This is a genomic window from Actinomycetota bacterium (assembly GCA_030019255.1).
Lineage (GTDB): Bacteria > Actinomycetota > Geothermincolia > Geothermincolales > RBG-13-55-18 > Solincola_A.
On record JASEFK010000006.1, the window covers coordinates 101,154 to 123,688 of the forward strand.

22 protein-coding genes and 2 pseudogenes are annotated in these 22,535 nt (G+C 62.0%); 9 read left to right on the forward strand and 15 right to left on the reverse strand.

All coding sequences use genetic code 11. The features are described from left to right. Nucleotides 1–131: 131 nt before the first annotated feature. The 3 genes from heR to QME84_06985 form a co-directional block, all read right to left on the reverse strand. On the reverse strand, nt 132–920 hold the full coding sequence (gene heR, locus QME84_06975; GenBank protein MDI6874009.1) for a heliorhodopsin HeR: 789 nt from the start codon (nt 918–920) through the stop codon (nt 132–134). 224 nt (nt 921–1,144) lie between these two features. Then, nucleotides 1,145–1,681 (reverse strand): helix-turn-helix domain-containing protein, encoded by a 537-nt coding sequence (locus QME84_06980; GenBank protein MDI6874010.1) that lies wholly within the window; start codon nt 1,679–1,681, stop codon nt 1,145–1,147. Nucleotides 1,682–1,979: 298 nt separating this feature from the next. Then, nucleotides 1,980–2,156, reverse strand: a complete 177-nt coding sequence (locus QME84_06985; protein ID MDI6874011.1) for a hypothetical protein — start codon at nt 2,154–2,156, stop codon at nt 1,980–1,982. A 417-nt stretch (nt 2,157–2,573) separates the two neighbouring features. Between QME84_06985 and QME84_06990 the strand changes: the two genes are divergently transcribed. Next, nucleotides 2,574–2,789: a hypothetical protein gene (locus QME84_06990; GenBank protein MDI6874012.1), complete on the forward strand. Its 216-nt coding sequence runs from the start codon at nt 2,574–2,576 to the stop codon at nt 2,787–2,789. 112 nt (nt 2,790–2,901) lie between these two features. Here the strand turns inward: QME84_06990 and QME84_06995 are convergent, their stop codons facing one another. Continuing rightward, the gene (locus QME84_06995) at nt 2,902–3,366 is read right to left on the reverse strand and encodes an integrase core domain-containing protein (protein ID MDI6874013.1); all 465 of its coding nucleotides are present in this window, start codon (nt 3,364–3,366) and stop codon (nt 2,902–2,904) included. A gap of 33 nt (nt 3,367–3,399) precedes the next feature. Further along, on the reverse strand, nt 3,400–3,858 hold the full coding sequence (locus QME84_07000; GenBank protein MDI6874014.1) for a helix-turn-helix domain-containing protein: 459 nt from the start codon (nt 3,856–3,858) through the stop codon (nt 3,400–3,402). 310 nt (nt 3,859–4,168) lie between these two features. Between QME84_07000 and QME84_07005 the strand changes: the two genes are divergently transcribed. From QME84_07005 to QME84_07030, 6 genes and pseudogenes are all read left to right on the forward strand, one after another. Beyond that, nucleotides 4,169–4,318 (forward strand): hypothetical protein, encoded by a 150-nt coding sequence (locus QME84_07005; protein MDI6874015.1) that lies wholly within the window; start codon nt 4,169–4,171, stop codon nt 4,316–4,318. 20 nt (nt 4,319–4,338) lie between these two features. Beyond that, a complete protein-coding gene (locus QME84_07010; protein MDI6874016.1) occupies nt 4,339–4,671 on the forward strand; it encodes a transposase in 333 nt (110 codons plus the stop codon). Nucleotides 4,672–5,116: 445 nt separating this feature from the next. After that, a pseudogene (locus QME84_07015) lies at nt 5,117–5,545 on the forward strand (hypothetical protein). 542 nt (nt 5,546–6,087) lie between these two features. Beyond that, the gene (locus tag QME84_07020; GenBank protein ID MDI6874017.1) at nt 6,088–6,309 is read left to right on the forward strand and encodes a DUF3343 domain-containing protein; all 222 of its coding nucleotides are present in this window, start codon (nt 6,088–6,090) and stop codon (nt 6,307–6,309) included. Nucleotides 6,310–6,387: 78 nt separating this feature from the next. Then, entirely contained in the window at nt 6,388–7,674 is a 1,287-nt protein-coding gene (locus tag QME84_07025) for a double-cubane-cluster-containing anaerobic reductase (protein ID MDI6874018.1), read from the forward strand. A gap of 82 nt (nt 7,675–7,756) precedes the next feature. After that, nucleotides 7,757–8,506, forward strand: coding sequence for an acyl-CoA dehydratase activase (locus QME84_07030; GenBank protein ID MDI6874019.1), 750 nt, complete (start codon nt 7,757–7,759; stop codon nt 8,504–8,506). A gap of 29 nt (nt 8,507–8,535) precedes the next feature. Here QME84_07030 and QME84_07035 read toward each other — a convergent pair whose 3' ends face one another. Then, nucleotides 8,536–9,300, reverse strand: coding sequence for a hypothetical protein (locus tag QME84_07035; protein ID MDI6874020.1), 765 nt, complete (start codon nt 9,298–9,300; stop codon nt 8,536–8,538). Between the two features lie 191 nt (nt 9,301–9,491). Next, nucleotides 9,492–11,831, reverse strand: coding sequence for an NlpC/P60 family protein (locus tag QME84_07040; GenBank protein MDI6874021.1), 2,340 nt, complete (start codon nt 11,829–11,831; stop codon nt 9,492–9,494). Between the two features lie 814 nt (nt 11,832–12,645). Between QME84_07040 and QME84_07045 the strand changes: the two genes are divergently transcribed. Next, nucleotides 12,646–13,797, forward strand: a complete 1,152-nt coding sequence (locus tag QME84_07045; protein MDI6874022.1) for an aminotransferase class V-fold PLP-dependent enzyme — start codon at nt 12,646–12,648, stop codon at nt 13,795–13,797. A gap of 271 nt (nt 13,798–14,068) precedes the next feature. On the opposite strand, the gene QME84_07050 is transcribed toward QME84_07045, so the two are convergent. The 8 genes and pseudogenes from QME84_07050 to QME84_07085 all read right to left on the reverse strand — a co-directional run bounded on the left by QME84_07050 (nt 14,069) and on the right by QME84_07085 (nt 20,884). Then, nucleotides 14,069–14,512, reverse strand: coding sequence for an OB-fold domain-containing protein (locus QME84_07050; protein ID MDI6874023.1), 444 nt, complete (start codon nt 14,510–14,512; stop codon nt 14,069–14,071). A 29-nt stretch (nt 14,513–14,541) separates the two neighbouring features. Then, on the reverse strand, nt 14,542–15,774 hold the full coding sequence (locus QME84_07055; protein MDI6874024.1) for a hypothetical protein: 1,233 nt from the start codon (nt 15,772–15,774) through the stop codon (nt 14,542–14,544). 12 nt (nt 15,775–15,786) lie between these two features. Next, nucleotides 15,787–16,932, reverse strand: a complete 1,146-nt coding sequence (locus QME84_07060; GenBank protein ID MDI6874025.1) for a hypothetical protein — start codon at nt 16,930–16,932, stop codon at nt 15,787–15,789. 14 nt (nt 16,933–16,946) lie between these two features. Beyond that, nucleotides 16,947–17,423 carry a Zn-ribbon domain-containing OB-fold protein gene (locus tag QME84_07065; GenBank protein ID MDI6874026.1) on the reverse strand — a complete coding sequence of 159 codons (477 nt, stop codon included), beginning with the start codon at nt 17,421–17,423 and terminating at the stop codon, nt 16,947–16,949. Between the two features lie 649 nt (nt 17,424–18,072). Then, nucleotides 18,073–18,810: a class I SAM-dependent methyltransferase gene (locus tag QME84_07070; GenBank protein ID MDI6874027.1), complete on the reverse strand. Its 738-nt coding sequence runs from the start codon at nt 18,808–18,810 to the stop codon at nt 18,073–18,075. Between the two features lie 9 nt (nt 18,811–18,819). Beyond that, nucleotides 18,820–19,926 carry a DUF362 domain-containing protein gene (locus QME84_07075; GenBank protein ID MDI6874028.1) on the reverse strand — a complete coding sequence of 369 codons (1,107 nt, stop codon included), beginning with the start codon at nt 19,924–19,926 and terminating at the stop codon, nt 18,820–18,822. A 34-nt stretch (nt 19,927–19,960) separates the two neighbouring features. Then, nucleotides 19,961–20,560 (reverse strand): C-GCAxxG-C-C family protein, encoded by a 600-nt coding sequence (locus QME84_07080; protein ID MDI6874029.1) that lies wholly within the window; start codon nt 20,558–20,560, stop codon nt 19,961–19,963. After that, nucleotides 20,534–20,884: pseudogene (locus QME84_07085) on the reverse strand (C-GCAxxG-C-C family protein). The gene QME84_07080 and the pseudogene QME84_07085 overlap by 27 nt, the downstream one beginning before the upstream one ends. 600 nt (nt 20,885–21,484) lie before the next feature. Between QME84_07085 and QME84_07090 the strand changes: the two are divergent. Then, nucleotides 21,485–22,279 carry an enoyl-CoA hydratase/isomerase family protein gene (locus tag QME84_07090; protein MDI6874030.1) on the forward strand — a complete coding sequence of 265 codons (795 nt, stop codon included), beginning with the start codon at nt 21,485–21,487 and terminating at the stop codon, nt 22,277–22,279. Nucleotides 22,280–22,535 lie beyond the last annotated feature (256 nt).

Here is a 22,535-nt window from a genome sequence, read left to right on the forward strand (position 1 = left end):
TCCGGAGATATTCAAGAGGGCCCTGCGCAAGCAATGCCGCATAGAGATGTCCCGGTTGCCCGATTTTCTCCCGGGCCTCTACGCGGTGAGTGTTTCTTCGCCGCGTGAAAACGGCGGGGGCTTCTATCCCCTCATCCGCCGCGCAGGGTGCCGCCGAAGACCTGCCAGGCCAGGGCGGACTTGGCCAGAAGGCTCAGGAGGATATACACCTTCTCCCCGAAGAGGTAGTCCCGCCACTTCCCCACCTTCCGGTACTGCAGGACCATGTTCAGGGCGAAGATGTTGAAGAAGACGAAGAGGATGGGGAGGATGAAGTAGACGAAGGTGGGCACGTCGGCCTCCGGGTTGGCGACGGCGGAAAAGAAGTACAGGGCGATGACCACCCAGGGGATGATCCCCGCCAGGCAGCCGAACCAGAAGGCGGTCCACCTCGTCTTCTCCCTGCCCTGGTTGTCCAGCTCCATCATCCACCCGAAGAGGATCATCATGGCGTTGAGGAAGAAGAGCAGGAGGAGGGTGCTCAGGTCGTAGACCCCGGAGAGCATGGCGATGACCACGATCATCAGGGAGGCGCTGAAGGAATATTCTATCCAGCGGGCGTGGTTGATGCCCTTCCTCAGGTTCCCCGCGTACCACTCGTATATCCCGGGAAGGGTGAGGAGGAAGTGGGCCAGGGCGCTCATGAAGAGGAAGGCGGCCACCATGGGCCCGATCCTCAGGTGGCCCACCACCTCGGGCATGCTGGGCTGGGCGAACTGCGTCGGGTCCGCCTTCAGGTAGTTGGTGGTTACGGGAAGGGAGAAGTCGTTGCTCAGGGCCACCATGAGCAGGCCCTGCAGGAAATGGAGGGCAGCCATCACCCCATTGTACAGCCGCAAGCGGCGATAGACCTTTTCCCCATCCCTCGACGCCTCTTCCATCACGAAGTCCTCCTATCCCATTCCGGGAACGCCGCCTTTGGCGAAAGCCCCGGTCTTGGGGCGTGTCCCTGCGGCTTACCGTCACCTTGAATATTTTTCCCTGGAGCTTCGGGGTTTAAGCAAGGATCGGGATCTTCTTCGGGCTCGATCGGAGGCTCCGGTCCAAGAAGACAGGCCACGTCCGGCATCTCCTTGCGTACCCCGAAATTCGATCAGGACCGCTCTCACACGCTGGGTGGGGTGATGACCATGAGGAGAACGCCCTCTTCGTCGGAGAGGTTTTCCCAGGCGTGAGGCTCCTCTCCTCGGAAGTAAACGCAGTCCCCTTCCCTTAAGTGGTGGGCCTCCCTGCCCAGCTCGAAACGGAATTCGCCCTTCAGGGCCATGGCGAACTCCTCCCCACCATGCTTGATGGGATCGCGGTACCTGGCATGGGGTTGAAAGGTGCCCAGGAGTGTTTCCATCTGGGCCTCGGGGTCGTCAACCAGGAGTTCCAGGCTCACGTCCTCCGGACTGTCTATCTTGCGCCGGTCCTCACGCCGGTAGGTTATCTTGCGAACCGCCTGGCCAGAAAAAAGTTCCGCGAGGGTCACACCGTAAGAATTCAGAAGCTTGATGAGGTTCTTGATGGTGATGCTCGTCTTTCCGGTCTCCAGCTTACTCAGGAAGGATACCGAGAATCCCGTTAACTCCGCGACCTGGCGTATGGAGAGTTTTCTGCTCCTCCTGAGGTCCCGCAGCTTGCCACCTATATCATCCACGGCCTCCCTCCCGCCGTCTCCGTCATCCGCCGTATCCTGATAAATAATTATTATGCACGATGGATTAATCCTCCATTTACGATATGTTATCGAAAATCGATAAGTATTAAATAATAGGATAAATTTTCCGGTAATAGATTATTAAATATATATATAATATTACATAAGGTTCACAGGGGATTTTTCTGCGGTAACCTCGCTCCGTTGACCACTGCGGAGCGAAAACAGCTCCCTTTCCACGCCAATGATGAGAGGAAAGGGAAGGGCACGCGCCACAAAGATGTGATATCCCGCTTTTTCAGGCCGCCGCGAGGGGAAGGCCCAAAAAAATGCGCTCCACCTCCTCATCATTAAGATAGGGAAACTCGATGGTGGTCGCTTCCCGGCGTTCCTCCTCGAAAGGAAGGCCAAGATACCAGCATTCGATTTCGTGCTCCGTGTACATCATCACCACCGTTTCTCTATAGAGTAACATTACAAATTTAATATATTACTATCATGGTTTTTTGTCAATATTGAGAAACAATCGATTCGGGGCCATAATTCCATTTCAGAAACCTTTTCTCGGGCCACCTGCATTCCGGTCATCAGGCAATGGTGTTGCTCTTGTCGAACGACTATAATACAGTTATATTATTTGAAATAAATTAATCATACTTGAGTATACATATCTAAATATTATATTACTATATTAGAAAACAGGTTATATTATTATTAAACATAGTTGGCGATAAATTGATAAGGGACTTGGAAAATGACCCGGGAAGCACAAATGCCGGCATAGGATTGACTTCCGCCCTGGAAACGGCGCTCCACCAAAAGGACGGACCCTTCTACCTGAAGCCCGAGATCTCGACTTGCAGTTGACGACCACGCGGGAAGGCTGAACGAGATGCGAGGGAATATCATAGACCTGGAGGAAAGGGAGCTGCGGGCAGCGGCCTTGCGGCGTTACCCTTACCTTTCTGAATACTGTCGCGGTAAGCCCATGCATATGGCCTGCTGCCTGTGCTATCCCCGGACGGTCAGCCGGCCGCTGGAAAAAGGCACCTCCTACGACACTCCCCTCAAGTTCGTATGTTCAAAGGCAAGGCGTAAAGACGTATAGGCAACAGCCGCAATCTACCTTTCCCCAGCCACGCCGGCCGGAAGGGAGCGGGGCGGTCCCTGCACTACCTTCCCAATCTTGAAACATCCTTTCAAGCCCCTATCCTGTTCCACTACATGGTGAACACACCATCCCTATCCTTGCACTCCTCCATCCACTGGCTAAGGAACTCCATGGGGGTGAGATAGCTCAGGCTCTGGTGGGGCCTCACGTAATTGTAGACGTAGTTCCATTCCTCCAGGATCTCGTTCAACTCCTCCACCGTATATCCCTCACGGAAGGCCCACAGCTCGTACTTGGTGGTCTGGATCTTTCTCTCCACGAAGGCATTGTCCTTGGGGCAGTAGGGGTGGGAGAAGTAGTGGGTGATGAGCCCCTCCTCCGTGGCGCGGTCGAAGTGGCGGAGGAACTCCGATCCGCCTTCCGTCTTGAGGGCGAGGACGGAAAACGGCATACAAGCCTTCACCTCCTCTAAGAAGGCCCGGGCGCAGGCGGAGCTTGCGGAGGAGTACACCCGGCTGAAGGCCACCCGGGAGAAGCAGTCTATGGCTGTGAACGGGTAGAACTTCTTGCCCAAGAAGCGCAGGTTCCTGGGCTCTATCTGGATGAGTCACCCTGGGAAGGCCCTCTTCATCCAGCGCTCCGCCAGCAGGCCCCTTTTCCTCCTTTCTCCCGCCCGGCTCTTCCTTCTTTGCACCCTCCGGTCATAGAGTCCCTTTCTTCTCATGATCCTTCCCACGCTGGAGGAGGAGATCTCTATGCCGTGGTCCCTTTTTAGGATGACGGCGATCTTATGTTTCGACCAGGCCGGATGCTCCCTCCTTAAGTCGCAGATGAGCTCCACCGTCTGCCAGGGTATCCTGGATACCCTCCTCCTTTTGGGGGTGCGGGGGAGGTCCTCCAGGCCCCGGGGGCCCTTCTTGAGGTACCTCTTCACCCACTTATACAGGGTGCTTCTGGATATCCCGAACCTGCGGCAGGTGACGGAGGCGTTCTTGTGCTTCTTGTAATGTCCCACCCAGTAAAGCCTCACCTTGGCCTCCCTGGATAGATCCGCCACCTTGGCCATCCTGAGTATTTTCCCCTGGTGCGGGAGCCTCGTATGATAGATAATGGTACTGGTTCCTACTGAACCTTTCCTGGACACCTTGTATAGAAAAAGTCGCCCCTTGCGGGCGGCTTTCCCGTTTAGAATGACAATCAAAGTGTCGGGGGAGGCCTCGGAGGTTCCTTGGGGCGAAGGCCCTTGGAAGGAGACTGGTCCTCCGGACCCCGTGACCGATTCCTGATAGACTTCCTGGGGCTTTAGACCTCTGATCATTGCGCAAGGCTGGAGTCGCGGGCTCCCGGAGGCCTCCCGACAGAGGAAAGGAGGCGATGTGGAGAAGATCTTTTTCGGACTGGATGTGGGAGGAAGATTCCATAGAATATGCTTCCTCGACGAGAACAAGAACCCCCTGGGAAGGGAACTCACCATTCCCGATGACCTAGAGGGCTTCGAGGCCCTCAAGGAGGAGATGGAAAACTGAGAAAGAGGTATCCGGAGGCTATCTTTCATGGGGGAGCGGAGGAGGGCGGGATCTATTGGCGCAACATCTTCTCCTTCTTCCGAAGGACCATGCCCTGGGCGAAGCTCTCCCTCCTTAATCCCCTGCAGACGAGGCGCTTCAAGGAACTGGAGCTCCACCGGGTGAAGACCGACGCAGAAGATGCCCGGACCATAGCCCGCTTCGTGGCCACCTTTGAGCCCGAGCCAGCGCCGGATCTTCCCTCCGAGTACCTCGACCTCTGCGAGCTCTGCCGCTTCCGAAAGCTCAAGGCTTCCGAGCACGCCCGCTACCTTAACCACCTGCACAAGTACCTGAAACAGGCCTTCCCTTAAGCTCTGTGGGAAGGTCAAGAGGGGCTCAGGCCTCAGGTATCTGGCCCTGCTCATGCACTTCCCCACCGCTTGCGAAGTGCGCCGGGCGGAAGTATCCGAGATCGCATCCCTCACCTTCGGGAAGAGGAACTTCCGGCTGGGAGAGAAGTTCGCCCATGAGGTGAAAGATCTGGCTGCCCGCTCCTGCGCCTCACAGCATGGACCGGGCATGGGGTTCGCCCTGCGCTCCATTCAGGCCAACCTCCTCCGCATAAGGGAAGACTCTCTTTGATCGAGGAGAAGATCTCCGAGCTCTACCAAGCCTTCCCCGCCACCCCTCTCTTCACTGTCCCCGGGATAAGTCCCCTGCAGGCGGCGGTGATGGAGGCGGAGACAGGAAGCGTGGGACGCTTCCCCTCCGCCAAGCATCTGGTGGGGGAGGTAGGGGGCCTACCCGGAGCTCCGGGAATCCGGGGAGTCCAGGCTCGCAAAACCCCGCATGACCAGGAAGGGCAACCGCTACCTGAACCAGGCGGTCTACCTCTCGGTGCTCGCGGCCATCTCCCCCCGCTCACCGGATAACGCCATCAAGCATTTCTACTGTTCCAAGGTGGCGAAGGGGAAGGACCGTATGGTGGCCCTGGGACCTTCCATGCGCAAGCTGACCCACATCATCTACGGGGTGCTCATGAGCGGCAAGCGCTACGACCCCGCCTACGAGTACCCGGAGGAGGGGTTCGAGATACGCTTCGTGGACCGGGAGAAGGGCTGTTTGGTTGCGGAGAAGGACCTCTCCTCCCTGAAGAAGGTTATGCCCATCCGTTACAAGAGGGCCACCGCCCCAAGGCCTCGCCAGGCCGCTGCAAGAGGTCGAGTGGCCCTTAACCAACAATAGCATATGGGTATTTCCTCATCCCAGGATCCCGTGGAAAATTGGTCCTCTGCGGGTCTTTCTTGACCATTGCCAGAATCGGAAGCAACATGCCTATATCTCTTGGGGTTGACTTTTTCTATGACTTCTCCTTGCTTCGCTTCTTTTACTACAAAGCAAGTATAGGGGGAGTCCACCATGTTTCTGAACCTGGGCAACCCCGAAAAGAACCCGCCCCATGACCACGACCGTCCTTGATACACCATATGGACCTCCTCAACGGAGGCCTTCCGACCGGTTCCTGACGATACCGGGAAGATATTTGAAAAATGCCTGGGAAAGCGATTAACCGGTGATGAGGGGCTTTCGAGAGCCGGAAGTGTCTAAGTGCAAGTCAAGCGAATCGTCTTTGGTTTCAGGATCACTCGGCAAGGGTCCGTATAGGGAAGACGTTGAAAAAACTTTGTATTTATGTTGGTATCATGCAATAATACAGCCCCTAAGATAATAAAATACCAAAATCTATATGATAAACTTTATTTATGGAACATCATAATTGTTACGTCGTGCTGTTCGATTCCACCCACCAGGCCCTGAGGGCCGAGGCGGTCCTCAAGGAAGCTGGGATCCCGCATGCGGTCATCAACACCCCCAGGGAATTCAGCGTGGACTGCGGGATCTCCCTGCGTATAGATACCGCTTCCGAAAAGGCAGCCGGGAGAGCCCTTCGGGAAGCCGGGGTGGTCTTCACGGGCATCGTCCCCTACACGATGCGGAAACGGAAATAGGAACAAAATAGCAGGACCTGAAACTCGAGCGCGGCTACACGAAAGGGATCGTGTTCGTGACCGGAAAGGAGGCTGGAAATGTCGGATTACCGCGAGATGTGGAAGGAACTGGGGCTGGACCTGGAAACGCACGACAAGCTGCTCGAGGTGCTTCCTCCCCTCTACCAGGAGGCCATCTTGAGCCAGGAGGGCCGGCCGCGAGGCATGGAGTACTTCGACTACGTGTTCTCCGAGATCCACGGGTTGAGGGTCAAGGAGCTGGTGGACCACAGGGCCCGGGGCGGCGTAGTGGTGGGCACCTTCTGCACCTACGTCCCGGAGGAGCTGATCATCGCCGCGGGAGGAATCTGCGTGGGCCTCTGCGCCGGGGCCCAGGTAGCCGAGGAAGCCGCGGAAGAATACCTGCCCCGCAATCTCTGCGCCCTCATCAAGTCCTCCCTGGGGTTCAAGCTGGCCAAGGTATGCCCCTACATCGAGTCCTGCGACCTGCTGGTGGGAGAGACCACCTGCGACGGGAAAAAGAAGTACTACGAGATACTGGGGCAGTTCCAGCCGGTGCACGTCATGGAACTCCCCCAGAGAAAGGAGGAGCCGGACCGGGCCCTCTGGAGATCGGAGGTCAGGCGCCTGGCGGCCAGGTTGGAGGAGTTGTCCGGGAGGAAAATAACCCCCGAATCCCTGCGCGAGGCCATACGGGTGGTCAACGAAAAGCGCCGCGCCCTCCTGCGCCTGGCCGAACTGCGCAAGAGCGACCCGCCGCTTATCTCCGGCCGCGACGCCCTCCTGGTCAACCAGATCGCCTTTTACGACGACCCCGAGCGCCTGGCGGAGAAGGTCCATGCCCTCTGCGACGAGCTGGAGGAGAGGCGGGACAGGGGTATCTCTATCCGCGGCGCGCACCGTCCGCGTATCCTGCTCTCCGGATGCCCCATGGCCATACCCAACTGGAAGCTAGCCACGGTCATCGAGACCTCCGGGGCCCTGGTGGCCATGGACGAGATGTGCACCGGGATAAGGTACTTCCGGCACCTGGTGGACGAGGAACCCTCCGACCTGGAGGGGATGCTGGACGCCATTGCCGAGCGCTACCTGAAGATCGACTGCGCGGTTTTCACCCCCAACCGGGAACGGATCGAGCATATCAAGGAGCTGGTTGCCGATTACTCTATAGACGCCGTGGTCTACTACGCCCTGCAGTTCTGCGACCCCTATACCATAGAGGCCTTCCAGGTGAAACAGGAACTGGAAAAGGAGGGAATACCCTTCCTCTACGTGGAGACCGACTACAGCCCGGAGGACGTGGGGCAGTTGACCACCCGGGTACAGGCCCTGCTGGAGATGGTGGAAAGCCCAGGCCCGGCCTAGCCGGCGAAGCGCGGCTCGTCTCCCCCCCGCATGGACAGCGTGTTCTGCCTCGGTTATCATTCTTGGGGTAAAGGAGGCGGGGATGAGAACGGCGGGACTGGACATCGGTTCGCGGACCATCGCCCTGGTGGAGATGGAGGACGGGGAGATATCCTTCAGCCAGGTGGTGGACACCACCTTCGACCCCCTGGAGCAGTGCCGCCGCCTCCTGGAGGACCGCGATTTCGACCTCCTGGTGGCCACGGGTTACGGGCGGCACCTGGCCCAGGCCAACTTCGCCCACAGGGTGGTAACCGAGATAAAGGCCTTCGCCCTGGGCTGCCACTACCTCTTCCCCGAGTGTAGGACCATCCTGGACATCGGGGGCCAGGATACCAAAGCCATCTCGGTGGGACCCAGGGGCAAGGTGGTTGACTTCCAGATGAACGACCGCTGCGCCGCCGGGACGGGCAAGTTCCTGGAGGTGATGGCCTCCGCCCTGGGGTTGTCCCTGCAGGGGTTCGGCGAGGTGGCCATGGAGGCGAATGAAGAGGTAAAAATTTCCAGCATGTGCACCGTCTTCGCCGAGTCCGAGGTCACTGGGCTGATCGCCCGTGGGACCCCTCGCCCCCTCATAGCCCGCGGCCTGCACGAGGCGGTATGCGACCGGGCGGCAGCCCTGCTCAAGCGGGTGGGCGTGCGGAGGGAGCTGGTCTTCGCCGGAGGTGTGGCCCGCAACCCTTGCCTGAAAGCCCTGCTGGAGGAGCGCCTCGGCTTTCCCCTCCTGGTGCCGGAAAACCCCCAGATAGTGGGCGCCCTCGGCGCCGCTCTCTCCGCCCACGAGGAGGCCTGACCCAGCCGGCAGGATTCACAAAGCCGCGTTCAATCCCCTTGGGAGAGAAGGCCGCGCACGGAACGAAGCAGTTCCGCCCCGCTCTCCCTCTCCAGGGAGGAGGCATCCAGGAGCACGCCGGCGGCGCCGTCGCGGAGGGCTCTGCCGGCCACCCCCAACAGGTCCTCCCCGGCCCGCGATTCGCCCAGCGCCACCAGGACGGGAACGGGGCACCCATCGACCGCCTCCGCCAGGTTCCCGCCCTTGACCGGGTACTTCAGGATCACCACGTCGGCTCCCATTTCGGCGGCCACCCGCGCCGTCACTGCCAGGGCCTCCTCCTCGCTCAGCCCCGCGCTCCCGCGCAAGGCCACCATGGCCTCCACCAGCAGGGGTACCCCCCAGCGGTCACAGGCGTCGGAGAGGGCGGAGACCGCCTGTATGAATTCGCCCTCCAGCTCGTGGCCGAACTTCACCGCCGCCGCTACCCCATCGGCTCCCCAGCGAAGGGCCTCCTCCACCCCGGTGATCAGCCGGTCCCGGAACTCGCGCGCCCCTTCCAGCACGGTGAAACCTCCGCTGGCGCGCATGACCAGGCCGGGGCGCGAGGACATCTCCTGCAGCCCGTGGCGGAACATGCCCCGGGTGAGAAGGAGGGAGTCCGGAGAGGCCGCTTCCACCAGCCGTATCGCCTCCCCGGGTCGCGTTAGCAAACCCGCCGGACCCATCACCGCCGCCTGGTCCATGGCCACCATGAGCGTACCGCCCGCCTCGCCGAGGATACGCTTCAACCTGACCTCTTTTCCCGTGGACATCCGACGTTCACCTCCCGGGCCTCGAGCATGGCGGACCGCTGAACCGCCATGGGCCTTATCCGTCCCCGGCCGCCGATCTCCGCCGCGACGGCACCGAACTCCGCCGTCGTCACCGGGTCACGACTCCGATTATACATGCGAGACGCCCGACTCAGGCAGGAAAACGGAAGCGGCGTGAAAACAGGAAGGCATCATCCTCCCGTGTAGCCCTCGGCGAAGAAACGCCGCTGGTAAGGACCCTCCTGGGCCGTGCAGTTGGTCCCCCCGGAACGATCCTTGTAGAAGAAGTACATGGAACGCTCCATGAACAGCGGAAGGTCGGACTCCATACGGGTGGCGAAGGAGCAGGCGCCCATACCTGCGATCTCGTCCACGCAGCGGCTCACCCGTGAACCGGCGGGCACGGTCAGCTCCACGCTCACCGTGGAGGAGTCCTCCCTGCAGAACACCAGCCTCACGTGCGCCGCCTCCGGGTTGGGATTGGCCAGGAGTATCCAGGTATCGAAGCCGCCGCCGGTGTACCCTTCCGCCAGGAAGAGGCGGGTGGAAGGATTTTCCACGGCCGCCGAGCAGTGCCCGCCGCGCTTTCCGAAGTAGTCGAAGTACATGGCCCGCTCCGCCACCACTCCCACACCATTGAGGGATTCGATCACCGTTCCGAAGGACGCTCCCGGCACTCTGTCCCGCGCGTTTATGGTGACCCGCGAGTGGGCGGGGACCGTCCTGCGCTCGCTGACGTTCTCCCCACCCTGCACCAAGTAAGTGACCTCCACCTCCGCCGCCTCCGGGTTGGGATTGGCCAGAAGTATCCAGGTATCGAAGCCGCCGCCGGTGTACCCTTCCGCCAGGAAGAGGCGGGTGGAAGGATTTTCCACGGCCGCCGAGCAGTGCCCGCCGCGCTTTCCGAAGTAGTCGAAGTACATGGCCCGCTCGGCGGCTATCGGCACCCCGTTCAACGAGCGGTAACTCAGGCCTACGCTGCCGGCGGGCAGGCCGGGCACTCCGTTGACCCGTACGGTGAATCGGCTGCGGGGAGGAATGGAATAGTTCACCGTCACCGGTGACCTGCCCTCGGGGAGGTAAGCGACCTCCACCAGCGCCTCCGCATCGTTGGGGTTGACCATGAGCAGCCAGGTGTGAAATCCCTGTCCCGTGTACCCCTCGGCGAAATATCCCTCCGTAGATGGTTCACTCGCTCCTTCGCCGGCATGTCCGTCGTCCGCCCAGTCACCGTAGTCGAAGTACATGGCCCGCTCCGCCACCACTCCGGGAGCGGGTGCCTCCACCTCCATGGAGAGCTCGTCGTAGGCGTAGAGGTTGTCCACGGGCAGGGTGAAACGGCTGTGGGGCGCCAGCTGATAAGACCTGGTTTCCGGTGCGCGGCCGGAACGCATGAACCTCACGTTCACCGGCTGGGTGCCCTCTCCGGGATTGTAGAGGAGCAGCCAGGTATCGAAGCGGTCGTTGTACGGGCCTCCCACCACCCGCCTTCCCCATGCGAAATGGGTACGCCAGTAGTCGTTGTTGTCCAGGCAGTCGAAGCTCACCCCGCCGTTGGACCCCGTGGAGTGGATGAAGATCCCATTCCCCACGTACATTCCCGCGTGGCCTATGTATCCATCGGGGTTATCGCCGGCGCTCTCGTAGAAGAATATGGCATCGCCGGGCTGCAACGCCTCGCGGGACACGAAAAGGTAGCGGTTGTCCCTGGCCTGGTCGTCCGCCACCCGCATCATCGGGTATCCCATGCGGATGGAGAGGGTGTTGTAGACGAAACCCGAGCAGTCAAAGCCCCCTTCCGATTCCCGCTCCCCCCCGTAGACGTAAGGGCATCCCAGGCGCTCGAAGCCGTAACGGATCGCCTGAAGCTGCTCCTCGGAAGCGAGGGGCACGGCGCAACGGGAGGGGGAGAAGGAGTCCCTCACGTACCAAGGCCTCCAGCTCTCCATATGGTCAAGGCGATAGAGGGTATAAGCCATCTCCCCCCGGGGGTAAGCCTGCCCCGGCCAGACCCGGCTGTAGCGATACTTGCAGTGCAAGTCCATGAAAACGGCCATGGCTCCCCCGTAGTATGGGTATCCGCCGGTCAGAGCGTTCACGTTGGCCGCAACATCGTTCAACCCCATGCCCGCCGTCACCCCGATGGCCACCCTCTCGAAAACCACGCCCTGCGAAGGCTGGAAGGATCCGTCGGGAAGACGGTCCATGAGCCCGTGTTTCACCGCCAGGTTGGCCCATATGAAATCGGGGTGGGATTCCGCGAGGTCGGTGAAGGTGATGCCCGGGTCGGCACTCTCGCCCGCGTGCCCGAAGACGCGCACCAGCGCCTTAGCGCAGTCCAGCCTGGTCAGAGCGTCGTTGGGGTGAAAGCCTCCGTCCGGGAAACCCTGCATGTAACCCATCTGGACGGAATATTCGATGGCCTGCCTGATTTCCGCTGGCTGCCCGGACAGGTCGTTGAAGGCCTGGGCCAGGGCCTTCCCCGGTGCCATGGGGAAGAGGAAAAGGACCAGAACGAGGCTCAGGGTCAAAAGGAGGGGCGCCCAACAACGCTTGCCTCCGCTTCGTTTGACGAAACGGGGCTTTCCGAGGGAATGGTTCCAAAAAACATCCACTCTCGCCACTCGAACCGGCGAGGTCCCTGGCAGGTTCGGAGACCCGCATTCCTTCCCGGACGCGAAGAAGCCTGTTTCGCCACCAACGTCACTCGGACAACCGTGCTTGATCCTCATGGCCGATATTCACTCCCCCACCTTTTCGCTTTCCAGCCATGAACCTAAAAATCCACCGTGTTCCCACTCTTGAATCGTCTCCGGGTTCCCTCCCCTTTAACCGCATCATGTCCTGCTCTAGCGAGCCGGGAGTTCCAGGCACCCCGGGTGAACGGGAAAGCGCCCGAGGGGAGATGACTTTAACCGCCTCCTGCCTTGACCATGCGAACTGGGGTAACGCCGAAGGCGAGGCGAACTTTAGCTTCTCCAAGGCGTCCATTCCTCGCTCTCTCGTCCTCCCCGAGGGAAGCGATTCCCGCTCTTCCTTTCCTGCCTGAGCGTTCCCTGCCTTATCCGTGATCGATCGGTAACTACCCCGCATTTTACTCACCCCCGCACTCCCCCATCGAACCCCGGCCTTGCGGGAGCAGGCGCGCAGGCCGGAAATGGATCGGGGCATGAACTTTGCCCTCGTTCCTTGCCATCCGGGCCAATGGGTTTTCCGTAGAAACAGGTTTGCCAGGTATCCCCCGCGAAAAACCTGCCGGTCACGCGAATCCCGGCGGAGAGAGGTTTAAGGCCATGCTATTATTTTCTTGCCCGCTGCTTGGCCGGAGGACAGCGAGGAGACGTCATGAGCGAAGACATATACCTGGATAACGCGGCCACCACCTATCCCAAGCCGGAAGCCGTCTACCGGGCCATGGACCGCTTCGCCCGCCAGGTTGGTGGTAACCCGGGACGGAGCGGACATCACCGGGCGCTGGACTCGGGGCGCGAGGTGCTCATGGCGAGGGAGGTCCTGGCCCGCCTTTTCCAGGTGGACGACCCCTCGCGCATCATCTTCACCAAGAACGCCACCGAAGCCCTCAACCTGGTCATTCAGGGAAGGATGAGGGACGGCGGTCACGCGGTGATAACCTCGCTGGAACATAATTCCGTCTGGAGGCCCATGGAAGCCCTTGCCAGGAGAAAGGGCGTTACCTACACCATCCTCGAATGCGGGGCGGACGGAAGCCTGAATCTCACGGAACTGAGAGAGGTTATTACCCCCGAAACTCGCCTGGTGGCCTGCACCCATGCCTCCAACGTCAGCGGGGCCCTTCTTCCCATCACCGGGATCGCGGAGGTGGCGGCGGAGAAAGGGGTCCCCCTGCTTGTCGACGCCGCCCAGACCGCGGGCCGGGTGGAGATACATCCGCGCAAGATAGGCATCGCCTATCTTGTGTTCACCGGCCACAAGGAACTCTTCGGACCCCAGGGCACGGGAGGCCTATACATCGCTCCCGGCTGGGAGGTCGAACCCCTCACCTACGGGGGGACCGGCAGCCGTTCGGAGAGTTCCCTGCAGCCCGATTTCCTGCCCGACCGCTACGAGAGCGGCACCCTTAACGCCCACGGACTGGCTGGCCTGCGGGCCGGGGTGGAATACGTCCTGGAGACGGGCATCGCGAGGATAAGGAGGCACGAGCGGGAGCTCACCGAAAGGCTCCTTGAGGGCCTCTCCCGGATACCGGGCGCCATCGTTTACGGGCCGCTGGAATGGGAGAGGCGCGTGGGCATCGTCTCCTTCAACCTGGGAGATTATTCCTCCTCCGAGCTGGCCTCCCTGCTGGACGAGGAGTACGGCATCTGCGTGCGCTCCGGCTTGCACTGTTCCCCCCTGGCCCATCGCACCCTGGGGACCTTGCAGCGCGGTGTGGTCCGCGCCAGCCTCAGCTACCTGAACAACGAGGACGACGTGGATTCGCTGATACAGGCGCTCCGCGAGTTGTCGCGCCGATAGCTCGAGCGACGCTGCCGGAGTGCAAATAACAACGCCAACCTCGGGCTTGGAGACTGGAAATTGACGAAACGTTAACCTGAGCGCTGCTTGACTCCCAAACTCGCGGAAGCGTTCGGGGCGCGGTTGCCCGCGCCCCGCAACTTCCCTCCCCGCCCGGTTGCCGGATCCTTAAAGGCCCTTCTGGCCTTTATCCCCCAGCCGGCCTTCAGTGGACCGGAGGCTTCCCGCTCCAGATACCCCAGGGGGTATCAAAATTCAAGACCTGACCCCTTTATTCGGGGATGAAGCTCTCCATGTCCTGGAGGTTGCCGACCCTATGTTCGGCCCACTTTATCTTGACCCGCATGCCGATGTGCACATCCTCGGGCTTCATCTCCTCGCCGGCGCCCATGATCCAGGTGTCCGAGCCGTCCAGCTTGACCATGAGGGAAACCCGCGGCTCATCCAGGGGATTGCCGCGCACGTCCGCGTAGCCCACGGTGTAGCTCATCACCTCGCCGTGGTCGCTGATCTCCGCCGGCTCGTGGATGGCGATGTGGCACTTGCGGCAATAGAAGTTGGCCGGGAGGTACACCGTGCCGCACTGGTGGCAGCGGTTCCCCAGGAGTTTGGCCTCCTTCATCTCCTTGAGCATGTTATTGATGCCCTCCCCCTCGATGCGGAACTTGAACGTGGAGAGATCCCACGTGCCCTGCACCTGCCTGGTCTCTTCCATCCCTGCACCTCCTTAATCCCTGCACCTCCCTACAGCTTCTTCGGCTTATCGGCCAGGATGGTGATGGTCACGTACTGCATGAGCCCTCCCCAGCCGTGGGCCAGGGCCTTGTGCACCTCCTTCTCCACCTGGTGCTCGCCGGCCTGTCCCATGATCTGGAGGGCGCACTCGGTGACCCGGTTGAGGGCCGAGGTCCCGATGGCGTTGGTGCTCACCACCCCGCCGGAGGCATTCACCGGTAGCCTCCCGCTCATCTCCAGCTCGCCCTTCTCCAGTAGCTTGTGGGCCTCCCCCACCTCGCACATCCCTATTCTCTCCAGGAACATGAGAGTCTGGTGGGCGAACCCGTTGTAGATCTCCACGTAGTCGATCTCCTTCCGGGGATCCTCGATGCCTGCCCGCTCGTAGGCCTGCTTGGCCGCTATGGTCGCCGGCCTCTGTTCTCCCGGATCGGTGATGATGCCCTCGATTAGGTTCCCGGTTGTAGCGTCGGAGGCGCAGTTGGCCACCGCCCACACCCAGGCCGCCTTGTCCGCCAGCTTGGCCGCCTTCTCCTCCGAGGCCAGGATGCACACCGTGGCTCCGTCGGTGGTGGGGCAGACGTGGCCGAAGCGGATGGGCCAGGAGATGAGCGGGGTCTGGGCTATCTTCTCCGCTGTGGCCTCGGGGTCCTTGAGGTGGGCGTAAGGATTCTTGGCCGCGTTGCGCCTCTCCATGGCGGCGACGGCGTCGATGTGCTCGATGCCCGCCCCGGAATGGTGGAGGTAGGAGGAAGCCTGGTAGGATATACCTCCCGCGCTGCCGCCCCCGATGGCCCCCATGCCCTTCTGGCCGGTGACGTCGATTCCCGCCGCCAGCATGGCCATGATCTCCGGAGTGATGATGCCCATGAGGCCCACCTGGGCGTCGCCCTCGGAGTGCTTCTCGTAGGTGACCACCATGACCACGTCGTGCAGCCCGGAGGCGATGTGATAATAGGCGGCGTGGAAGGCGGACATGCCCGTGGTTCCCCCCGTGGCGACGCGCATCACCGGCTTACCCAGGGAGGCGATGTAGTCCGCCGCCCAGAGGTGGGGGAGGTTCACCCCCTCGAAGGTTTGCATGTTGCCGAAGATTACGGCCTCGATGTCCGCAGGGGTGAGGCCGGAGTTCTGGAAGGCATTCTCCACCGCCTCGGAGATCATCTCCGGTATACACACGTCCCGGCGCTTGCTGACGAATACCGGGGTGTATCCTATCCCGATAATGGCCACGTTACGCATCTTCACCACCTCCTACACTCCCAGCACCACGACGGCGTTCTGCTGGGCGCAGGGTCCGTCCTGGCCGTGCACCACGGCGACTTCCGCCTTCCCCACCTGGTTCTCGCCCGCCTCGCCGCGCAGCTGGCGGACGGCCTCCGCGGCGCGCATGAGTCCGGTGGCGGAAATGGGATGCCCGCCCAGGGCCCCGCCGGAGGGGTTGAGGGGCATCTTGCCGGTGATGGAGGTGTCGCCGGACCTGTAAGCCGCTTCCGCCGTGCCCTCCTCAAGGAGACCCAGGGCCTCCGCCAGGAGGGGTTCCTGGTGAGCGAAGAGGGCGGATATCTCCGCCAGGTCGACCTCGGCCCGGGGGTCCTTGATGCCCGCCATGGCATAGGCACGCTGCGCCGCCTGGGCGGTGGAAGGCGACTTGGAGAGGTCGCGCTCCCCGAGGTAGAAGGTCTCGATGCTCTGCCCCATGCCCAGCACCCACACCGGCTTGTCGGTGAGCTCCTTCGCCCGTTCCTCCGAGGCCAGGAGCATCACGCAACCGCCGTCGGTGGGAGGATAGCAGTGAAGCTCCCGCAGCGGCTCGTAGTAGGGAGCGGAGGAAGCCACCTGCTCCGCGCTCACCCCCGGGAGCTTCCGCGCCTGGAAGGGATTGGCAGCGGCGTTGGAGAGGGCCTGCGCTGCCACCTCGTGCAGCAGCTCCTCGGAGTAGCCGAACTTCGCCAGGTAGCTCCGCGCCTGGAAGGCGGCGGCGCTGAGCTCGTTGAGCATCTTCATCTGCCGGTCGTAGATGGGGCTCAACTGGTACTCGACGTGCAGGTAGGGGCTCGCCTGGTACCCGGTGAGGGCTAGGGAAACCACCATGGCCGTCCGGTACTGCCCGGAGAGGATGCGCATGCAGGCGTACATGAGCCCGTTCAGGGCATCCATCTCCACCTTGCTCTCGTCCCGCATGTAGCACCCCGCGGGCCCCTCGAGGAAGCAGTTGGATATGGTGCGCCCGTCCAGGAAATCGTTGGTGCAGAAGATGGTGGTGTCCACGGCGGTGCGGTCGATTCCCAGGTCGTCGAAGAGGCCCCGGGTGAGCTCGAAGGTGAGGCGCTCGCGGGTAGTGACCAGGTCCGGCGCGCTCTTCATGCGGAATCCGACGATGGCAACCTTCTTATCCATATCCCTCACCTCCCTCACGCCGGCTCGAAGTGGTCGAGGTCCCAGTAGTCCCCCTCGACCTGGTCCTTCCAGACCGCCTTCACCTTCATCCCCACGCTGACCTTGCCAGGATCCACCCCCTCCACCTTGTGCAGGAGAAGGGAAGCGTTGTCGTCGAGCCTTATGAGGCCCAGCACGTAGGGCTCCTCGGCGGGGCTCAGCTTGCCGCCCTTCTCCATGACCACGTGCCCCACGGTGAAGTTCTCCAGGATCCCCTCCTGGGGAAGCTCCACCATCTCCTCCATGACCTTGTTGCACACGCCGCAGTACTTGCGCGGAGGAACGGCTATCTTAGCGCAGCCCGGGCACTTGGAGCCGAGTATCTTCTTCTCCTTGAATCCCTCGAAGTACCGGGTCAGGTACTGCCCGATGTAATAGTTGTAGGTGAAATCCAAGGGGACTACCGGCGTAAGAAAGGTCTCCTCCGTCGCTCCCATAACTCCCTCCTTCATCCGTAGAAGTCCTCCTCCCGCGATGCCGCCGGTTGCCGGTAACTGTCCCGCAGCGGCCCGGGGAACCCCTTCTCCCTCTCCATCATCCTCCCCTCCGGCAAGCTATCGCCTCACCTCCCTCGACGGAAAGACGGCCATGGATAGCCTCTCCATGCACCCCAATCCTAAAACCTTTAGCGCGTATGAACCCTGCAAGCCAAGACCGTCCGGCGCCGCAAATCTTGTGCCGTTCGCCGCCCGGGAAAGCTTGCCCTCCTTTCGCCCTCGGTATGTCCCACCCGGAAAAGTCTCTCTTCCCAGCCGGGACGGAGCAACACCCATGCCCCTTGCCCCGCTCCATCAAGCCGACCCCTTATCTCCCGGACGGTCTCCCTTGCTTTCCTCGAAAATTTTTTCCCTTTTTCCGGCCGTCGGAAACCGCTCCAAGCCTTATGCCAAGGATTTACACAGACGTTCCCGGGGCTTTCTCCCTCCATATAGCGACAGGCAGTTCCCACAAGCACGCCCTGGGTCAGCGATGGCCTCAAGCCCGAAATTCCGAACTGACGTGGAATACTCTCTCATCGGGCCCGGCACCGGTCCAAATACTTCATGTCACTCTGATGGATGGACCATTAATAATCTTAACTGACGCTTAATACTTGTTATTCTACCTCTTTTCTGCCAGGACCGCAAGAGAGGTTCCACCCCGCAGGTCGAACCGCCGGACGAGGCGGGATTCCAGATCCAGGAGCAGCTGGAGGACTTGGTGTGTGGCTGGGAAAAGCGTCTCCATGCCCTGGGTATAATTCCCCCTTCCTCCCACGAAATTGCCCCGCCACATGTAATAGCGGACCAGTGGCTGGACCAGCACGGTGTAGGAGGTGAGGCGCAGCAGGCGCAGGCCCGTGGCACGCAGGAGGCGCTTCGCCTCTTCCCGCGTGTAGCGGCGGAGGTGGCCGGCCAGGCAATCGAAGTCGCTGTACAGCTCGGGGCGGCTGGGGATGGTGAGGAGGAGATGGCCGCCCGGCTTGAGCACCCTCTCCAGTTCCCGCAGGGCGGGAAGGTCCAGTCGCAGGTGCTCGAGTACGTCCAGGCAGGTCACCAGGTCGAAGGAAGCATCGGGATAGGGCAGGTCATAGATGCTGGCTTCGCGGACGGGTGCGATTCCCCGCAGGCGGCAGAAGCGCACCGCTTCCTCGGAGTAGTCGCAGCCCTCCACCTCCCCGTAGCGGGAGAGGAAGGGGAAATTGCCTCCCGTTCCGCAGCCCACGTCGAGGACGCGGCGGCCCTCCCCCAGCGGAAGCCCGTCCAGGAGGGAGGCCAGGACCATGCGCCGACCCACGAACCACCAGTGTTCGTCCTCCTTCTCGAATATGGTGGCGTAAGCCCTTTTTTCCAGTTTCATGCCGGCTCCTCAAGCTCGGGAGAGGGCACCCCGTGGGCAGGCCTCGGCGCAGCAGAAACAGGCGATACAGGCTCTGTCGTCGATGCTCGGAAGTTCCCCGCGCATGGACACCGCCTCCACGGGACAGGCCTTCACGCAGATACGGCAGCCGTCGCACCTTCCCGCATCCAGGCGCACCTCCCCGAAGCGGAAGGAGGGGGCGCGTCCCGCGAGGCGGTCCAGGGGGCGGCGCAAAAGGTCGTATATCCTGAGGAGGATGCCGGAGATCATGAGGCGGTTGAGGTCCGGCCGGGTGGGAAGCTCAAGCTTCCTGCGCACGGCCTCGATGCCGTCACCCAGGACCTCGAATCCCTCCAGGCGGCCCAGCCCCCTCTCCGCCGCCAGCCGGATATGGGTGATCTCCCGGGGGTCCGCTCCCATGATGCGGGCACAGGTCGCGTCCACCTCCACCACGTTGTCCCCGGCCACGATGGTCCCCAACCGCACCGGCCTCCCGTTGGTGGGCCCCAGGGCTCCTTCCATGCCCACCAGGCCGTCCACCACTACCAGCCGGGAGCGGATGACCGTGTTGAGGTCCACGATGCCCTGGTCCAGGCCGTGGAGGTGGATGATGAGCTTGTCCCTGGTGGGGACCACTCCCTTGAGGTTCTTAAGGCCCAGGGAGACCACAGTCTGGAGGTGGGTCTTCATCACCGGCACGTTGATCAGGGCATCGCACTCCAGTACCGGCCTGGCCACCACCTCCTCCTTCACCGCCACGCCCCCGGGGATACGTATCTCCACCTTCTCCGCCGTGTCCAGGTCGATCAGGGGAAACCCGTAGCGTTCCCGGAAATCACCGTACCCGGCGCGGGGAAAGACACGGGAGGAGCGGAAGGGGTGGATGGGGCTCTCCCCCACCGTCACCTCAGCGCCCTCCGCCGCCGCCATCCGGCACACCTCGGCCACCAGCTCCGGGTCGGTGACCGCCCCGGTATCGCTGCTCTTAGCGGCGCAGATGTTCGGCTTGACCAGGACCTTGTCCCCGGGCGAGACAAACCTTCCCATGCCTCCCAGGAGCTCTATGGCTCTCCTCACCTCTTGAGGGCTTTCCGCCCTTATCACCGCGACCGTCAACCCGGAACACCTCCTAGAGGATCTCCGCCGCGTCTCATCTCAGGATCTTTACCGCCTCGTCGACGCACCAGTCTCTTATTCCTTCGCACACTTTGGAATCATTTACATATTCTTCCAGGTCTTCCCGGTCACCGAAGTGCCGGCCCGTGAGCTTCCGGCATTCCAGGGAACCGAAGCGGCTCCGGAATCCCCGCACCAGGGGATTCCCTACCGCCCACAATCCCTTCTTCCCCCTGCCCGCGTAGAGGTTGAGGTGGCCGCGGACGAAGAAGCGCAGGGTCCCAAGGATGCCTTCCTCGCGGGGGTCGATGCCCCAGACCTCGCCCAGGGGTAACAGGGCTCCCGCCAGGGCCCCGCAAAGGCCCCCGGACAGGCCCACGCCCCCGTCCAGGGCTATGGATATTTCTTCCAGGAACTCGCTTCCCAACCCGGTCGCCTCGCGGATGCGGCGCAGGACCGGGGCGGCGCAGTGACCGCCAGCCGGGCTCCCGGCTCCGCCCCTCGTTCCTCCCGCACCAGGAGCCGTGGCTCCCCCGCTGGACGTCTCCGCGGTCCCCGCTTCCGCCGCTCCCTCCCCGAGGGGACGGTTCACCAGCTCGATGAGCTTCTCCACCGCCTTCCCGATGTGGTTCACGCAGCGGGTGAAGACCTTGCCGGTGAGGACGTAATCGGCGAACCCGGACGCTTTCCGGAGGTCGGCCCCGCAGCGCTCCCGGCACAAGGTGCTACCGAAACTCTCCTCAAACCAGGCGGTGTACTCGCGCATGCGCCGGTAAAGGGCCTCCGCCTTCGCGGCGTCTTGTTCCAGGAGGTCCCCCAGGTGCCCCAGGGCCAGGGCCATGCACCCCCCGGAGACCACCCCGCAAGTGGAGCCCTCGCTCACCCCTCCCCCTTCCAGGGGACAGGCGGCCCTCACCGCGCTGCGGTCGGTCAATCCCAGGTACCCTACCAGGGTACCGAAGGTGGCCTGGCTTCAGTTCAGGTAGGTGATGAGACGCACGCGCGCCAGGGTGGCTATCCAGCGGTTTACCAGTTCGTCCACAACGGCCTCCTCCCGCCGAAATCCAAGGGAAGCGGACATGGAACATTATAACCCGTACAAGTCATGCAGTTTACGAGTGCCGCCCGCTCCCGCTCGCCGGATCTTTTACGTCAAGGGGGAAGGACATGTCTCCAAGAGGAAACCAGGAGGATGTTCTAACGGCGGGGAGGAAAGTGGGAAATTGGCCCCTGTCGCGTCGGAACTTTTCGGGGATACCAAGAGGATGTTTTAACGGCGGGGATGAAAGGGCATGATATCCTCGAAAAGCAAGGTGCCTGTTGGAGGGAGCTCGAGGATAGCAAACACCGGGACTCTTGCCGTCAACCTGAAACTCGGGGATTGGAACAAGCGAAGGGGAAGGACGGGGAAGGGAAAGCGCGGGAACGACCCGATTCGCTCGTGTTCCCTGAAGGTCGTTCGCGCAGCGGCGCCGTCCCCATATAACGGCACGGGAAAGGCGGGAAACAGCCCATGTCCCCGTCCTTTTACCGAGGGGCCGGAACGGAGGTGAAGAGCTTGTCGTACCGCAACCTCGTGGTGGAGCGAAAGGGACACTTGGCCGTGGTTACCCTCAACCGCCCGGAGCGCGGAAACGCCCTCAGCGTGGAGATGATGAGGGAGCTGGAGGACGCCGCCCTCTCCTTTCGGGAGGACACGGAGACCCGGGTGGTGATCTTCACCGGGGCGGGCAAACACTTCTGCGTGGGCATCGACCTGCGGGACCCGGAACACGTGGAATCCGTGTCCGCACCCCTTCTCGCCCGCCAGCGCCTCTTCCACCTCGGCCCCCGCATGATACGGGCCCTGCGGGGAATGGACCAGGTGACCATCGCCGCTATAAACGGGGCGGCCATGGGCGGCGGGGCCTGCATAGCTTCCGCCCTGGACTTCCGCCTGGGAGCGGCAGACTGCCGGGTGGGTTATCCGGAGAGCAGCCTGGCCATTCCCCTGAGCTGGGTGAGCCTGCCCCTCTGCGTGCACCTGGTGGGCCCGGCCCGGGCCAAGCGCTGGCTCATGCTGGGGGAGAAGCTGGGTGCGGAAATGCTCCTGCAATGGAGTTTCCTGGACGAGGTGGTACCCACGGACGAGCTCCTGGAGAGGGCGCTGAAAATGGCCGAGTCCTATGCCTCCCGCGCCCCGGTGGCTGTGCAGATGATCAAGCGCAGCGTGAACGCCGTAGTCGGCGCCCTGGACGAGGCCATCATGCACATGGACAGCGACCAGGTGCTCCTGGCGGAGACCACCCGCGACTTCAGGGAAGCGGTGCAGGCCTTCCTGGAGAAAAGGGAGCCGGAATTCCGGGGCGAGTGACCGCCAGCACGAGACGACAGCATAGGGAAGCGACCCGTTTCGCTGTGAAACCAGGGGGGTCACCTGGCTCCCCAGGTGTGCTGGGTAACCATGGAGACCGCGTTCATCATGATAATTATTTCCAGGACGGGATCGCCTTCCACCCGGTAAACCCACGCCCGGGAACGAGCGTTCGTCCATGGGTCCCTGATCTGCCAGCGAAAGGATAGAAAAGCCCGGACCAACCCACAGTCTCGGCCGGTCCGGGCGAAATGTC